The sequence below is a fragment of the Lentzea rhizosphaerae genome (assembly GCF_042649515.1).
GTDB lineage: Bacteria > Actinomycetota > Actinomycetes > Mycobacteriales > Pseudonocardiaceae > Lentzea > Lentzea aerocolonigenes.
In genome coordinates, this window is sequence record NZ_JBHRZI010000017.1 from 249,158 (window position 1) to 262,808 (window position 13,651).

Annotated in this window: 14 protein-coding genes; 11 read left to right on the plus strand and 3 right to left on the minus strand. The window is 69.4% G+C overall.

Annotated elements, in window-relative coordinates; genetic code table 11:
* Window positions 1–19: 19 nt before the first annotated feature.
* The 3 genes from ACFOWZ_RS22745 to ACFOWZ_RS22755 are packed head-to-tail and all read left to right on the plus strand — an operon-like array spanning window position 20 to window position 2,308.
* Window positions 20–541 carry a bifunctional adenosylcobinamide kinase/adenosylcobinamide-phosphate guanylyltransferase gene (locus tag ACFOWZ_RS22745; protein WP_382375848.1) on the plus strand — a complete coding sequence of 174 codons (522 nt, stop codon included), beginning with the start codon at window positions 20–22 and terminating at the stop codon, window positions 539–541.
* A 25-nt stretch (window positions 542–566) separates the two neighbouring features.
* The gene (cobT, locus tag ACFOWZ_RS22750; protein ID WP_030465035.1) at window positions 567–1,610 is read left to right on the plus strand and encodes a nicotinate-nucleotide--dimethylbenzimidazole phosphoribosyltransferase; all 1,044 of its coding nucleotides are present in this window, start codon (window positions 567–569) and stop codon (window positions 1,608–1,610) included.
* Window positions 1,607–2,308: an adenosylcobinamide-GDP ribazoletransferase gene (locus ACFOWZ_RS22755; RefSeq protein ID WP_382375583.1), complete on the plus strand. Its 702-nt coding sequence runs from the start codon at window positions 1,607–1,609 to the stop codon at window positions 2,306–2,308. Before cobT ends, ACFOWZ_RS22755 begins: the two co-directional genes overlap by 4 nt.
* Window positions 2,309–2,356: 48 nt before the next feature.
* On the opposite strand, the gene ACFOWZ_RS22760 is transcribed toward ACFOWZ_RS22755, so the two are convergent.
* On the minus strand, window positions 2,357–3,448 hold the full coding sequence (locus ACFOWZ_RS22760) for a branched-chain amino acid aminotransferase (protein ID WP_382375585.1): 1,092 nt from the start codon (window positions 3,446–3,448) through the stop codon (window positions 2,357–2,359).
* Between the two features lie 92 nt (window positions 3,449–3,540).
* On the opposite strand from ACFOWZ_RS22760, the gene ACFOWZ_RS22765 reads away from it, so the two are divergent.
* Window positions 3,541–3,810, plus strand: coding sequence for a hypothetical protein (locus ACFOWZ_RS22765; protein WP_382375587.1), 270 nt, complete (start codon window positions 3,541–3,543; stop codon window positions 3,808–3,810).
* On the opposite strand, the gene ACFOWZ_RS22770 is transcribed toward ACFOWZ_RS22765, so the two are convergent.
* A complete protein-coding gene (locus tag ACFOWZ_RS22770; RefSeq protein WP_382375589.1) occupies window positions 3,716–4,996 on the minus strand; it encodes an APC family permease in 1,281 nt (426 codons plus the stop codon). The genes ACFOWZ_RS22765 and ACFOWZ_RS22770 overlap by 95 nt on opposite strands.
* 201 nt (window positions 4,997–5,197) lie before the next feature.
* Between ACFOWZ_RS22770 and ACFOWZ_RS22775 the strand changes: the two genes are divergently transcribed.
* On the plus strand, window positions 5,198–6,670 hold the full coding sequence (locus tag ACFOWZ_RS22775) for a leucyl aminopeptidase (RefSeq protein WP_382375591.1): 1,473 nt from the start codon (window positions 5,198–5,200) through the stop codon (window positions 6,668–6,670).
* A 370-nt stretch (window positions 6,671–7,040) separates the two neighbouring features.
* Window positions 7,041–7,505, plus strand: coding sequence for an OsmC family protein (locus ACFOWZ_RS22780; protein WP_382375593.1), 465 nt, complete (start codon window positions 7,041–7,043; stop codon window positions 7,503–7,505).
* On the opposite strand, the gene ACFOWZ_RS22785 is transcribed toward ACFOWZ_RS22780, so the two are convergent.
* Window positions 7,502–7,828: an oxidoreductase gene (locus tag ACFOWZ_RS22785; protein ID WP_382375595.1), complete on the minus strand. Its 327-nt coding sequence runs from the start codon at window positions 7,826–7,828 to the stop codon at window positions 7,502–7,504. The genes ACFOWZ_RS22780 and ACFOWZ_RS22785 overlap by 4 nt on opposite strands.
* Before the next feature lie 179 nt (window positions 7,829–8,007).
* Between ACFOWZ_RS22785 and lpdA the strand changes: the two genes are divergently transcribed.
* The 5 genes from lpdA (at window position 8,008) to lipB (ending at window position 13,477) form a co-directional block, all read left to right on the plus strand.
* The gene (gene lpdA, locus ACFOWZ_RS22790) at window positions 8,008–9,396 is read left to right on the plus strand and encodes a dihydrolipoyl dehydrogenase (RefSeq protein ID WP_382375597.1); all 1,389 of its coding nucleotides are present in this window, start codon (window positions 8,008–8,010) and stop codon (window positions 9,394–9,396) included.
* A gap of 50 nt (window positions 9,397–9,446) precedes the next feature.
* Window positions 9,447–11,207, plus strand: a complete 1,761-nt coding sequence (gene sucB, locus ACFOWZ_RS22795) for a 2-oxoglutarate dehydrogenase, E2 component, dihydrolipoamide succinyltransferase (protein ID WP_382375599.1) — start codon at window positions 9,447–9,449, stop codon at window positions 11,205–11,207.
* A gap of 119 nt (window positions 11,208–11,326) precedes the next feature.
* Window positions 11,327–12,217, plus strand: a complete 891-nt coding sequence (locus ACFOWZ_RS22800) for a TIGR01777 family oxidoreductase (RefSeq protein WP_382375601.1) — start codon at window positions 11,327–11,329, stop codon at window positions 12,215–12,217.
* Window positions 12,214–12,792: a phosphatase PAP2 family protein gene (locus tag ACFOWZ_RS22805; protein ID WP_382375603.1), complete on the plus strand. Its 579-nt coding sequence runs from the start codon at window positions 12,214–12,216 to the stop codon at window positions 12,790–12,792. Before ACFOWZ_RS22800 ends, ACFOWZ_RS22805 begins: the two co-directional genes overlap by 4 nt.
* Entirely contained in the window at window positions 12,749–13,477 is a 729-nt protein-coding gene (gene lipB, locus ACFOWZ_RS22810; protein ID WP_382375605.1) for a lipoyl(octanoyl) transferase LipB, read from the plus strand. Before ACFOWZ_RS22805 ends, lipB begins: the two co-directional genes overlap by 44 nt.
* The last annotated feature ends 174 nt before the right edge of the window (window positions 13,478–13,651 follow it).

Consider the following 13,651-nt stretch of genomic DNA (forward strand, 5'->3'; position numbering starts at 1 on the left):
CTTGTCATCCAGGACGCTCGTGCTCGGCGGAGCGCGTTCAGGCAAGTCAGCGCACGCAGAAGGCCTGCTCACCGAGGCCACCGTGACTTACGTCGCAACAGCGAGCAGGTACCCCGACGATCCGGACTGGGACGCGCGCATCGCGCTCCACGTCGCGCGTCGTCCGTCCACTTGGCACACGGTCGAGGCGTCGGCGCCTCCCGACCTGCCCGCGTTGCTCACCGCGACTTCCTACGACGACCCGCCGATCCTGGTCGACGACCTGTCGACCTGGCTGGTCGGCGTGCTGGACGCCGCCGACGCCTGGGAGGGCAACGGCGCTGACGCGATCGACCGCCACGTCGACGAGCTCGTGCGCTCGGTCGCCACGTGCCGGACGCGGCTGGTGCTGGTGACCGCGGAGGTCGGCCTCGGCATCATCCCCTCGACGCGCTCAGGCAGACTCTTCCGCGATCACCTCGGTGCGCTCAACGCGCGCGTCGCCGAGGTGTGCGACGAGGTGACGCTGCTCGTCGCGGGCATCCCGCTGAAACTGCGTTGATCGAGGACAGGGATAAGGAGCTGCGGTGAGCACCGAGTTTCCGCCGGTTGAACCGCCGGACGAGACCGTTCTGCGCGAGGCCGAGGCCCGGCACGCGGTGCTGACCAAGCCGGTCGGCTCGCTCGGACGGCTCGAGGAGCTGGGCAACTGGATCGCGGCCTGCCAGGGCGTCGTGCCGCCGAAGCCGTTCGTGCGGCCGCGAGTCGTCGTGTTCGCGGGCGATCACGGCGTCACCGCGCAGGGCGTGTCGGCGTACCCGAGCGAGGTGACCGGCCAGATGGTCGCGAACTTCCTGACCGGTGGCGCCGCGGTGAACGTGCTCGCGCAGGTCGCGGGTGCCACGGTGCGCGTGGTCGACATGGCGGTCGACGCGGACACCCCGGAGGCGGTCAGCGCGCACAAGGTGCGGCGGTCGTCCGGGTCGATCGACCGCGAGGACGCGCTGACCCGTGAGGAGTGCGAGCGCGCGATCGCGGCGGGCCGTGCCATCGCCGACGAGGAGGTCGACGCGGGCGCCGACGTGCTCGTCGCGGGCGACATGGGCATCGGCAACACGACGCCGGCCGCCGTGCTGATCGGATCGCTGACCGGTTCGGAGCCGGTCGCGGTCGTCGGCCGCGGCACGGGCATCGACGACCAGGCGTGGATGCGCAAGACGGCGGCGATCCGGGACGCGCTGCGCCGGGCCCGCCTGGTGATCAGCGACCCGGTCGCGCTGCTGGCGACCGCGGGTGGTGCCGACCTGGCCGCGATGGCCGGGTTCCTGGCGCAGGCCGCTGTCCGGCGGACTCCCGTGGTGCTCGACGGCGTCGTCGTCGGTGCGGCCGCTGTCGTCGCGGAGGAGCTGGCGCCGGGTGCGCGCGAGTGGTGGGTGGCCGGGCACCAGTCGGTGGAGCCCGCGCACGCGATCGCGCTCGGGCACCTCAACCTGAAGCCGCTGCTGGAGTTCGAGATGCGGCTCGGCGAGGGCTCGGGTGCGGTGGCGGCGCTGCCGTTGCTGATCGCGGCGGTGAAGGTGCTCGCCGAGATGGCGACCTTCGAGAGCGCCGGGGTCACCAGCAAGGAATGAAGCTTGCTCTCTCGTGGCTGACCGTCTTGCCGTTGCGCGTCGACGAGGTCGATCGCAAGGCGGCAGGACGGGCCATTGCATACACGCCGATTGTCGGCGTTCTGCTCGGCGCACTCGTCGTCGGCGTTCTCGAGTTGTTGGCTGTATGCGATATATCGCCGCTGGTAGCCGGGTTCCTGGCCGTCGGCGTCGTCGCGCTGGCCACACGCGGTATGCACCTCGACGGTCTGGCGGATACTGCAGACGGTCTGGGGTGTTACGGGCCGCCGGAGCGAGCGCTGCAGGTCATGAAGGACGGCGGCGCCGGGCCGTTCGGTGTCGTCACGCTGATCGTGGTGCTGGGCGCGCAGGCCGCCGCCCTCCCCAACGCTCACTGGGGCGTCGTCGTCCTCGCGTTCGCGACGAGCCGGGCCGCGTTCGGTGTCTGCTGTATGCAGAATGTCCCCGCCGCACGCCCCGAGGGACTGGGAGCGCTGGTCGCCGGTACACAGCATCCAATGCTGGTCGTCGGCACGTGGGTGGTGCTGGCCGCGGCGGGGATTCCCCTCGGGTGGCGGGCCGTCGTCGGCGTCGCAGTCGCGGGTGGGCTCGTGTGGTTGCTGGTGAAGCACACCGGAAAGCGTTTCGGCGGCATCACCGGTGATGTGCTCGGTGCTGCCGCCGAAATCGCGCTTCTGGCCGTTCTGGTGATTGCTTGACCCAAAGGTCTGACCCAGTCCTAGGAGTGGAGCCCTAGGACTGGAGCCCTAGGAGTGGAGCACAGTCATCCAGCCGTGGGAGTCGGCGACGTGGCCGTGCTGGAGGCCGGTCAGGCGCTCGCGCAGCTTCATCGTCACCGAGCCGGTGCCGCCGTCGGCGATGTCGAACTCGCCACCGGCGTGCTTGACGTGGCCGACCGGCGTGATGACCGCCGCCGTGCCACAGGCGAAGACCTCGGTGAGCTCACCGGAGGCGTTGGCCTTCTCCCACTCCTCGGTCGAGATGCGGCGCTCCTCCACGGACAGACCGAGGTCGGAGGCGAGCTGCAGCAGCGAGCTCCGGGTGATGCCGGGCAGCAGCGTGCCGGTCAGCTCGGGCGTCACGACCTTGTCGCCGAAGACGAAGAACAGGTTCATCCCGCCCATCTCCTCGACCCAGCGGCGTTCCACCGCGTCGAGCCAGACGACCTGGTCGCAGCCCTTCTCGGCGGCCTGTGCCTGCGCCACGAGGGACGCGGCGTAGTTGCCGGCGAACTTGGCGGCGCCGGTGCCACCGGGAGCGGCGCGGACGTACTCGGTCGAGAGCCACACGCTCACCGGGCGGACGCCGCCCGCGAAGTACGAGCCGGCGGGGGAGGCGATCAGCACGTAGAGGTACTCGGACGCGGGTCGCACGCCGAGGCCCTTCTCCGTGGAGATCATGAACGGCCGCAGGTAGAGGGACTCCTCCTCGGCCGACGGCACCCAGCGGCTGTCGACCGCGAGGATCTGCCGCACGGACTCCAGGAAGAGCTCGTCGGGAAGTTCGGGCATCGCCATGCGGCGGGCCGAGGCGCGGAAGCGCTCGGCGTTGGCCTCAGGGCGGAAGGACGCGATCGAACCGTCGGGCTGCCGGTAGGCCTTGAGCCCTTCGAAGATCGCCTGGCCGTAGTGCAGCACCATTGCCGCGGGGTCCAGTGCGAGGGTGGAGTACGGGCCGACTTCAGCGTCGTGCCAGCCCTTCTCGCGGTTCCAGCGGATCGTCACCATGTGATCGGTGAAGTGCTGCCCGAAGCCCGGCTTGGCAAGTACCTCCGCTACGCGCTCCGGGGTCGCCGGGTGCGGGTGGGGAGTCCGGGTGAAAGGCAACTCGCTCGTCATGTGAGCACGGTAACCCGCTGGTCGGGATACGGAAAATCGTCTTCTCAAAACTCGGACGTCCTACTAAGTCGGAATGACTAGAGTGCCCTTCCATGACCGAGCCGGAACGATCTTCAACGGGTGCCGACGTCCGCACCGTCTTACAGGCCGCACTGCTCGTTCTGGGCACCGGCATGACTCTTCTCGACGGCTGGGTGCTCGGAGGAGTCGGCGGAGTGGTGGGCGCGGTGTTCGCGGCCGCGATCTTCCTCGTCTGCTACTGGGCCATCACCAAGGAGAAGCCGTCCGACAACGGTCGCGTCTTCGGGCTTGCGGTGTGCGTTGGCGTGACGCTTCTCGTTTTCCTTTCAGTGACGCTCTGAGCGACGCCGTCAGGCCGATGAGCCCCGTGCCCGCGCCCAGACCCGCCAGGGAGATCAGCAGCGCGGGCACCGGCGTGCTCATCGCGAGCAGCACCGACAGACCGAGGCCGAGGCAGGCGGTGCGCATCGGCCACGTGCGGTCGTTCTGCAACAGCACGCGGGCCGACGCGTTCGTGAAGGCGTAGTAGAACAACGTCGCGCACGCCGCCACACCCAGTGCGGTCGCCAACGGCATCAGCACCACGGCGAGGACACCGCCGACGGCCACGACGAGCGACAGCACACCGGACTTGAGGCGCGTCGGCAGGTCGCCGTCCTCGACCAGCCCGGTCAACGTGCGGTGCGCGGAGGCGAGAACGAAGTGCAGCGCGGCCACACCGGCCACCGCCGCGGCGATCTGCACGAGCGGCACCAACGCGGACGCGTCCGCCGCCGCGAGCGCGTCTCGCAGCGGTGCGGGCGACAAGGCGAGGCGCGCGCTGCCGAGCTGACGCAGCACACCGGCGCCCACGGCCAGATAGACCACGAAGGACAGTCCGATCAGGACTGGGATCGCGACCTTCAACGTCGACGGCGAGTGCGGCTGCTCGCCGCGGTGCGGGGCGGTGATGCGTTCGAAACCGGTGAACGCCATGAACATCAGGGCAGCGACACCGACGAGCTCGTTGACCGTGCCCGTCTCCCCCGCCGACGGCACCGGCGGGATCGAGAAGCTCGACGCGACGACGAGCGCCAGCACGCCGAGGACCACCAGCGACACCAGGACGCTGACGCCGGCGGTGAAGCGGAAACCGACCGCGCCGAGCAGCGCCGTGGCGACGATGAGGGCCAGCGCGCCGATCACCGGCTGGTCCGGCACCACATACGCGCCGAACATCAACGCCACCGCAGCCGCCATCGCGCACCGGCCGAGGAGGTGGGCGCTCGCCGTCATCCGGGCGGGCCATACGCCGAGCTGCGCGCGCACGTATCCGTAACCGCCCCCGACGTCCGGGTAGGCGCGGGACTGGTCGGCGGTCGAGAAAGCCGAGCACAGCGCGGCGAACGCGGAGATGGCCAGCGCCGGGAGCAGCCACCAGCCCGCAAGACCTGCGGCAGGGGCGAATCCGGCGAAGACCCCCGCTCCGAGCACCGCGGGAAGACCGAGCGCGACCGTGACAACGATCTCGCGTGGCTTGTGGGTCACCGGTACACATTCTCAGATGCGGCATCCGGCCGTAACCACCCGGTCGACTGATACGTGAAACGGGCGAATCGCCACCGTGAGCAACTGTCAACGTCACGGATTGCGTCGAACGTGGCGGGGCACGGCGTTGGTGGACGAACGGACCTTTAGCATGGGTCACGATTCCGAGCCCCCTCTGCACGCACAACCCTGGAGCAGCACGTGACAGCCCCGAAGCTGGCCCTCACCGAGGGTGACCTGAGCACCACCGCCGCGGACGCAGTCGTCGTGGGCACCCTGCAGGGTGCGGACGGTCTGGAGCTCGCGCCCGGTGCCGAAGCTGTCAACGCCGCGTTCGACGGCGCGCTGCTCGACGTGCTCGGCACCCTCCGCGCGTCCGGCAAGGCAGACGAGCTCGTGAAGGTGCCGACCTTCGGCAAGCTGGCCGCGCCGCTGGTGCTGGCCGTCGGTCTCGGCAAGACCGCGGGCGAGGAGCAGGTGCGCCGCGCGTCCGGTGTCGCCGCCCGCGCGCTGGCCGGCAAGAAGCGCGCGGTGAACACGCTCGCTTCCCTGCACCTGGTCGCCGCGGCCGAGGGCACGCTGCTCGGCGCCTACTCGTTCACCGAGTACAAGTCGGAGAAGGGTGAGGGCGCGGTCGCGAAGGTCGACCTCGTCGCCGCTTCGTCCAAGGAGAACAAGGCCGCGCTGAAGGCCGCCGTCGCGATCTCCGAGGCCGTCGCGATCACGCGCGACTTCGTGAACACGCCGCCGAACGACCTCTACCCGGGCTCGTTCGCCGACCGCGCCGCGAAGCTCGCCACGGCTGCCGGTCTCGACGTCGAGGTGCTCGACGAGAAGGCGCTGAAGAAGCAGGGCTTCGGCGGCATCCTGGGCGTCGGCGGGGGTTCCACGCGCCAGCCGCGCCTGGTGCGCATCTCCTACAAGGGCGCCAAGGCCGTCAAGAAGGTCGCGCTCGTCGGCAAGGGCATCACGTTCGACACCGGCGGCATCTCGATCAAGCCGGCGCTGGGCATGGACGAGATGACCTCCGACATGGCCGGTGCCGCCGCGATCGTCGCGACCATGGTGCTCGCCGCGAAGCTCAAGTACCCGCTGGAGATCACCGCGTCGATCCCGATGGCGGAGAACATGCCGTCCGGTGACGCCTACCGCCCCGGCGACGTGCTGACCATGTACGGCGGCAAGACCGTCGAGGTGCTCAACACCGACGCCGAGGGCCGCCTGATCCTGTCCGACGCCATCGTGCGCGCGTGCGAGGACGGCCCGGACTACCTGATCGAGACCGCGACACTGACGGGCGCGCAGGTCGTCGCGCTGGGCAAGCGCACCTCGGGCGTCATGGGCTCGGACGAGTTCCGCGACCGGGTGGCCGCGATCGGCAACGCCGTCGGCGAGTCGGCCTGGGCCATGCCGCTGCCGGAGGAGCTGCGCGCGGACCTCGACTCGCGCCTGGCGGACCTGGCGAACGTGACCGGGCACCGCTGGGGCGGCATGCTCGCGGCCGGTCTGTTCCTGCGCGAGTTCGTGGCCGAGGGCGTGCAGTGGGCGCACATCGACATCGCGGGCCCGGCGTACCACACGGGTGGCGCGTACGGGTACACGACGAAGGGCGGCACGGGCGTTCCGGTGCGGACCATCGCGGCCGTGCTGGCGGACATCGCCGCCAACGGCTGAGTTTCCTCGCTTTTCACACGGGCGGAGTCCTTTCGGGGGCTCCGCCCGTTCTATTTCGGGTGTGCGCAAACGCGTTCCCAAAACCGATATATCAGTTTTCCCGTCGCCAACTGCTGCCTCGCCACACGGGCCTGACGACGGCACACGACGCCTCCTCCATCCCTCCGCCGCGCCGCGGCGGGCCACACCCAGCGAGCCTTTGCAACGAGACCTTTGCGGACGAAGTCCAAAGAGTCATTGCTAAGGGGCAGGTCAGGACGGGCGTGGAACTGATATATCGGTTCGGGGTGGCGCGAACGGGCGGCGGCTGAACGGAGACGTGCGTCTCTCAGGGCTAGGTCGACAGGCTCGGCGAGAGGAGGATTTCCACATGGGGACGCATCAGTACGAGGTCGATGTCGTGTGGACCGGAAACACCGGTAGCGGGACTTCCGGGTACAAGGCGTATGAACGCGCGCATGAAGTTCTGGCCGAGGGCAAAGAGACGATTCTCGGGTCGTCGGATCCGTCGTTCCGGGGTGACCGCAGCCGGTACAACCCCGAGGAGTTGCTCGTCGCCTCGCTGTCGCAGTGCCACATGCTCTGGTATCTGCACCTGGCGTCGGTCAACGGCGTCGTCGTCACCGACTACCGCGACCACGCCACCGGCACGATGGCGGAGCACCCCGACGGGTCCGGGCGGTTCACCGAGGTGACGCTGAACCCCGTCGTGTCCGTCGCCGATCCCGAGACCAGGGAGACGGCTCAGGCGTTGCACGAGAAAGCGCACTCGATGTGCTTCATCGCGGCGAGCGTCAATTTCCCCGTCCGGCACGAGCCGACGGTGAAGGCTTAGAGATCTCCGGCGGCCTTTTTGCGCGCGGTGTAGTCGCGCATGCGCTTCGGGTAACCCACGATGCCGGCGTCGTAGATCGGCATGCCGAGTTTGCGGGCGAACGAGCGCGCGGCGTCCGGGGAGGCGACGCGGCGGCGGGTCCACTCGCCGTCGTGAGCGACCAGGACCACAGTGGTTTCGGTCACCGTGGTCTTCGGCTCCACATAGGCCTCGACGCCCTGGCGGCTCGCCGCCCAGTGTTCGAGGTGGCTCGTGTCCTGGTTGGAAGCGGTTCGCAGCACACCTGGGCGCGGCTTCCTGCGAAAACGATCGAACAACCCCATCGAGCACCTCCAGCGCTTCCCTCCACCATGGTGCCAGGTAGGGGTGTTATGAGTGGGTGAATGATCAGTTTCGGGCGTGGTGGCCCATGCCGGATCACCATGCTCGGGGAACTAGTGACAAGATGGCCGCGTACCTCGCGCGCACCCGCGCGTAGTAAGTAATCCCGAGGAGATCCGAAGTGACTTCGCCGGAACTGGAGTCGGCCACCAACGCCGATCTCGTCATCCTCGGCGGTGGATCGGGTGGCTACGCCTGCGCGTTCCGCGCGGCCGAGCTCGGCCTGTCCGTCGTCCTGGTCGAGAAGGACAAGCTGGGTGGCACCTGCCTGCACCGCGGTTGCATCCCGACCAAGGCGCTGCTGCACGCGGCCGAGGTCGCGGACAACGCCCGCGAAGGCGACCAGTTCGGTGTGAAGAGCTCGCTCGAGGGCATCGACATCGCCGGCGTCAACTCGTACAAGGACGGCGTGATCTCGCGTCTCTACAAGGGACTGCAGGGTCTGGCAAAGGCCAACAAGGTCACGTTCGTCGAGGGCGCGGGCACGTTCGTCGGCCCGAACACCGTCGAGGTGAACGGCCAGCGCTACGTCGGCAAGAACGTCGTCCTCGCGACGGGCTCGTACGCGCGGAGCCTCCCCGGCCTGGAGATCGGCGGCCGGGTGATCACCAGCGACCAGGCGCTCAACCTGGACTTCATCCCGGAGAAGGTCGTCGTCCTGGGCGGCGGCGTCATCGGTGTGGAGTTCGCGAGCGTGTGGCGTTCGTTCGGCGCGGACGTGACCATCGTCGAGGCGCTGCCCCGTCTGGTGCCCGCCGAGGACGAGTACGCGTCCAAGCAGCTCGAGCGCGCGTTCCGCAAGCGCGGCATCAAGTTCAAGACCGGTGTGAAGTTCACCGGCGCCACGCAGACCGACTCGGGCGTGTCCATCACGCTGGAGAACGGCGACGTCCTCGACGCCGACCTGCTGCTGGTCGCGGTCGGCCGCGGCCCGAACACCGCGGGTCACGGCTACGAGGAGGCCGGCGTCCAGATCGACCGCGGGTTCGTCATCACCGACGAGCGCCTGCGCACGAACCTGCCGAACGTCTACGCCGTCGGCGACATCGTGCCGGGCCTGCAGCTCGCGCACCGCGGTTTCCAGCAGGGCATCTTCGTGGCCGAGGAGATCGCGGGCCAGAACCCGAAGGTGATCGACGAGGCGGGCATCCCGCGCGTCACCTACTGCAAGCCCGAGGTCGCCTCCGTCGGTCTCTCCGAGGCCGCGGCCAAGGAGAAGTACGGCTCCGCCGAGGTGTTCATCTACGACCTCGCGGGCAACGGCAAGAGCCAGATCCTCAAGACCTCCGGTGGCGTGAAGCTCGTCAAGGCTCCCGACGGCCCGGTCGTCGGCGTCACCATGGTCGGCGAGCGCGTCGGCGAGCTCATCGGTGAGGCCCAGCTGATCTACAGCTGGGAGGCTTACCCGGAGGACGTGGCTCCGCTGATCCACGCCCACCCGACCCAGACTGAAGCCCTCGGCGAGGCCTTCCTCGCCCTGGCCGGCAAGCCGCTGCACGTGCACGGCTGACCGTTCCCCATCCAAGTCAGCCACACGAGAGCACGAGGAGTCAGCGAACAATGGCCTTCTCCGTCCAGATGCCCGCACTCGGTGAGAGCGTCACCGAGGGCACGGTCACCCGGTGGTTGAAGCAGGAAGGCGACCGGGTGGAGGTGGACGAGCCGTTGCTCGAGGTGTCCACCGACAAGGTCGACACCGAGATCCCGTCCCCGGCGGCGGGCGTCCTGCAGAAGATCGTCGCGCAGGAGGACGACACCGTCGAGGTCGGTGGCGAGCTCGCCGTCATCGGCGACGGTGACGGTGGCGGTGCCGAAAGCGCCCCCGCACCGGCTCCCGCCCAGGAGTCCGCGCCCGAACCCCAGGAAACGTCACAGCAGACGCAGCCTTCCGCCGCACCCGCCGAGGCCGTTCAGGAAGCCGCCCCGGCTGCGGCCCCGGCCCAGTCCGGTGGTTCGGCCGAGGGCACCGACGTGACCATGCCCGCGCTCGGCGAGTCCGTCACCGAGGGCACCGTCACCCGCTGGCTGAAGCAGGTCGGCGACAGTGTCGAGGTCGACGAGCCGCTGCTCGAGGTCTCGACCGACAAGGTCGACACCGAGATCCCGTCGCCGGTCGCGGGCACGCTGCTCGAGATCACCGCGGGTGAGGACGAGACCGTCGAGGTCGGCGGCAAGCTCGCCGTCATCGGTTCGGGCAGCCCGGCGCAGTCCGCTCCCGCGCCGGAGTCCAAGCCGCAGCCGCAGCAGTCCGCACCGGCGCCCGCTCCCCAGCAGGCCCCGGCCCCGCAGCAGCAGGCACCGGCCCCGCAGGCCGCTCCGGCTCCGGCCCCGCAGGCTCCGGCGCCCGCCGCACCGTCCTCTTCGGACGACGCGAACGGCACGCCGTACGTCACTCCGCTCGTGCGCAAGCTCGCGTCGGAGAACGGCATCGACCTGGGCTCGCTGAAGGGCACCGGCGTCGGCGGCCGCATCCGCAAGCAGGACGTGCTCGCCGCCGTCGAGGCCAAGAAGGCCCCGGCTCCGGCCCCGGCGCCCGCCGCTGCCCCGTCTGCCCCCGCCGCTCGCACCGCCGCCCCGGCCGCGGTCGACAACTCGGGCAAGCGCGGCACCGTGCAGAAGCTCCCGCGTCTGCGCCAGATCGTCGCGCAGCGCACGCGTGAGTCGCTGCAGATGTCGGCCCAGCTCACCCAGGTGTTCGAGGTCGACGTCACCAAGATCGCCCGCCTGCGCAACCAGGCGAAGAAGGCGTTCGAGGCTCGTGAGGGCGCGAAGCTCACGTTCCTGCCGTTCTTCGCCAAGGCCGCCATCGAGGCGCTCAAGGCCCACCCGGTGCTCAACGCGTCGATCGACGAGGAGCGCAAGGAGGTCACCTACCACGGTGCCGAGCACCTCGGTCTGGCGATCGACACGGAGCGCGGCCTGCTCAACGCCGTGATCCACAACGCCGGTGACCTGAACCTGTCGGGCATCGCCCACAAGATCAGTGACCTGGCCGCGCGCGCCCGCTCGAACAAGCTCACCCCGGACGAGCTCACGGGTGGCACGTTCTCGCTGACGAACCTGGGCAGCAACGGCGCGCTCTTCGACACCCCGATCATCCAGCAGCCGCAGGTCGGCATCCTGGGCGTCGGCGTGGTGAAGAAGCGTGCGGTCGTCATCACCGACGAGAACGGTGACGACACCATCGCGATCCGCTCGATGATGTACCTCGCGCTCACCTACGACCACCGCCTGGTCGACGGTGCGGACGCGGGCCGCTTCCTGACGACGGTCAAGAACCGTCTCGAGGAAGGCGCGTTCGAGGCCGACCTCGGCCTCTGATATATCGGATATTGCTTCGAAGGCCATCCCGGTTCGCCGGGGTGGCCTTCGGCACATTCGGCACCCTTGCGCTTGGCTCCTGCTGTGCAGGCGATGGTTGAGTGCGGAACGATCTAGGCATGCGAGTTGTCATCGCGGGATCGTCGGGCCTGATCGGAACGAGCCTCGTGGCGTCGATGCGCGCCGCCGGTCACGAGGTGCTGCGGCTGGTGCGCCGCAAGGCCGTCGCGCCGGACGAACGCGGCTGGGACCCGTACGCCGGGCGCATCGACGACGGCACGTTCGACGGCGTCGACGCCGTCGTCAACCTGTGTGGCGCGGGCATCGGCGACAAGCGGTGGGACGACGCGCGCAAGCAGGTGCTGCACGACAGCCGGGTCGTGCCGGCCGAGGTGCTGTCGGCGGCGGTCGTCGAGCACGGCGTGCCGGCGCTGGTGAGCTCGTCCGGCGCTCACTTCTACGGAGACACCGGGACGCGGCTCGCGGACGAGAGCGCACCCGGCGGGCACACGTTCATGTCGCGGCTCACCCAGGACTGGGAGGCGGCGACCTCGGTGGCACAGGAAGGCGGCGTGCGGGTCGTGCTCATGCGCACCGCTGTCGTCATCTCACCGTCCGGTGGTGTGTTCGGCCGCCTGAAGCCGGTGTTCCAGTTCTTCCTGGGCGGCAAGCTCGGGACGGGTGAACAGTTCTTCCCGTGGGTGTCGCTGGACGACGTCGTGTCCGCGTACCGGTTCGTCGTCGAGCACGACGACATCCGCGGGCCCGTGAACGTCGCCGGCCCGACGCCGGTGACGAACGCCGAGTTCACCAAGGCCGTCGGCACGGCGCTGAACCGGCCGACGCCGTGGGTGGTGCCGGCATTCGCGTTGAAGACGTTGCTCGGTGCAGAGATGGCGGAGGAGCTGCTGTTGAGCGGGCCGGGGCTCACGCCGAAGGTGCTGGAGAGCCACGGCTTCCACTTCATGCATCCCGCGCTGCCGGCCGCACTGAGCGCGGCGGTGGCATGACTCGAGTTGTCGCCGCTCTCCTGATGATCTCCTGGATCCTGCTCGGCATGCCGGAGGTCACCGGGCTCGACGTGTGGGTGCACGACGTGATGCCACGGCCAGATTGGCTGCGGACGACTGCATACGTCGTGGGCCTGATCCTCGGGCCGACGATCGGGTGGGCGTTCGCGGCGGTGCTGTTCGTGCTCGCGTGGCGACGGCGCGATCTGCGGTTGTGGAAGGCGTTGGCGTTGCACGCGCTGTGCTGCGCGACGTTGCTGACGCGCTGGCTGTTCGATCGTGTGCGGCCGATTGAATACCATCTGCCGAGCTACCCCAGCGGGCACACGGTCGCCGTCGCGTCGGTCGGGTTCACGATGGTCGTGCTGGCGAAACGAGGCGTGCTGTGGGCCGCCCTGGCAGTGCTCGTGGCCGGGTTCGCCAGGGTCGTGCTGGAGATGCACTGGGTCACCGACGTCATCGGCGCGGTGCTGGGTGTGACGGGCGTTGGTCTCGTGGCCGCACTGCTTCTGGGGTTGGTAACGTCGGGTCGTGAACTCGTGCCGCACCTCGTCAGACCCCGTCGTCGTCCGTGAGCTGGGGCTCATCGACTACATGGCGGCGTGGGACCTCCAGAAGGAGATCGCGGAGGAGCGCGCCAAGAGCACCGGGCCCGACACGCTGCTGTTGCTGGAGCACCCGCCGGTCTACACGTGCGGGCGCCGCACTCTCGACGAGGAACGGCCGCGCGGTGGCGACACCCCGGTCGTCGACGTCGACCGCGGCGGCAAGATCACCTGGCACGGCCCCGGCCAGCTGGTCGGCTACCCGATCGTCGGCCTGGCAGAGCCGATCGACGTCGTGCAGTACGTGCGCCGCATCGAGCAGGGCCTGATCGACGTGTGCGACCAGCTCGGCGTGCACACCGGCCGGGTCGAGGGCCGCAGCGGCGTGTGGATTCCCGCCGACGACCGCGGTCCGGAGCGCAAGGTCGCCGCCATCGGCATCCGCGTGCAGCGCGGCGTGACCATGCACGGCTTCGAAATCAACTGCAACGCGAGCCTCGACGCGTTCGGCGACATCATCCCGTGCGGCATCAAGGACGCGGGCGTCGCTTCGCTCTCGCACGAACTCGGCCGGGACGTCACCGTGGCCGAGGTGCTGCCGCTCGCCCGTGACGCTGTGCTCGCGGCATTGGACGGAACGCTCCCCCTGACGGACCGCACTTTGTCCCGCACTGGCCCCGTCGCACCCGGTATCACCTTCGCTAGCATTCCGTAGCCCCGCGGCGGGGAACTGCGGGATTTCGGAGGAGGGTGCGTCGTGAGACTTTCTCGACGCCAGGTGTTCACGGCTGCCGGTATCGCGGCGATCACGTCATTCGGTGCATCATCTGGCGCGGCGGCGGCGCCAGGGGAAGTCCCCGGAGATGTCCCCAGAGATGTCACAGCACCG

Excerpts from the sequence above, each read along its gene's own strand:
- ACFOWZ_RS22805 (WP_382375603.1), top strand. The coding sequence starts at position 12,214 with ATGACTCGAGTTGTCGCCGCTCTCCTGATGATCTCCTGGATCCTGCTC.
- ACFOWZ_RS22780 (WP_382375593.1), top strand. The coding sequence starts at position 7,041 with ATGGGGACGCATCAGTACGAGGTCGATGTCGTGTGGACCGGAAACACC.
- ACFOWZ_RS22760 (WP_382375585.1), bottom strand. The coding sequence starts at position 3,448 with ATGACGAGCGAGTTGCCTTTCACCCGGACTCCCCACCCGCACCCGGCG.
- ACFOWZ_RS22785 (WP_382375595.1), bottom strand. The coding sequence starts at position 7,828 with ATGGGGTTGTTCGATCGTTTTCGCAGGAAGCCGCGCCCAGGTGTGCTG.
- ACFOWZ_RS22755 (WP_382375583.1), top strand. The coding sequence starts at position 1,607 with ATGAAGCTTGCTCTCTCGTGGCTGACCGTCTTGCCGTTGCGCGTCGAC.
- sucB (WP_382375599.1), top strand. The coding sequence starts at position 9,447 with ATGGCCTTCTCCGTCCAGATGCCCGCACTCGGTGAGAGCGTCACCGAG.
- ACFOWZ_RS22800 (WP_382375601.1), top strand. The coding sequence starts at position 11,327 with ATGCGAGTTGTCATCGCGGGATCGTCGGGCCTGATCGGAACGAGCCTC.
- ACFOWZ_RS22765 (WP_382375587.1), top strand. The coding sequence starts at position 3,541 with ATGACCGAGCCGGAACGATCTTCAACGGGTGCCGACGTCCGCACCGTC.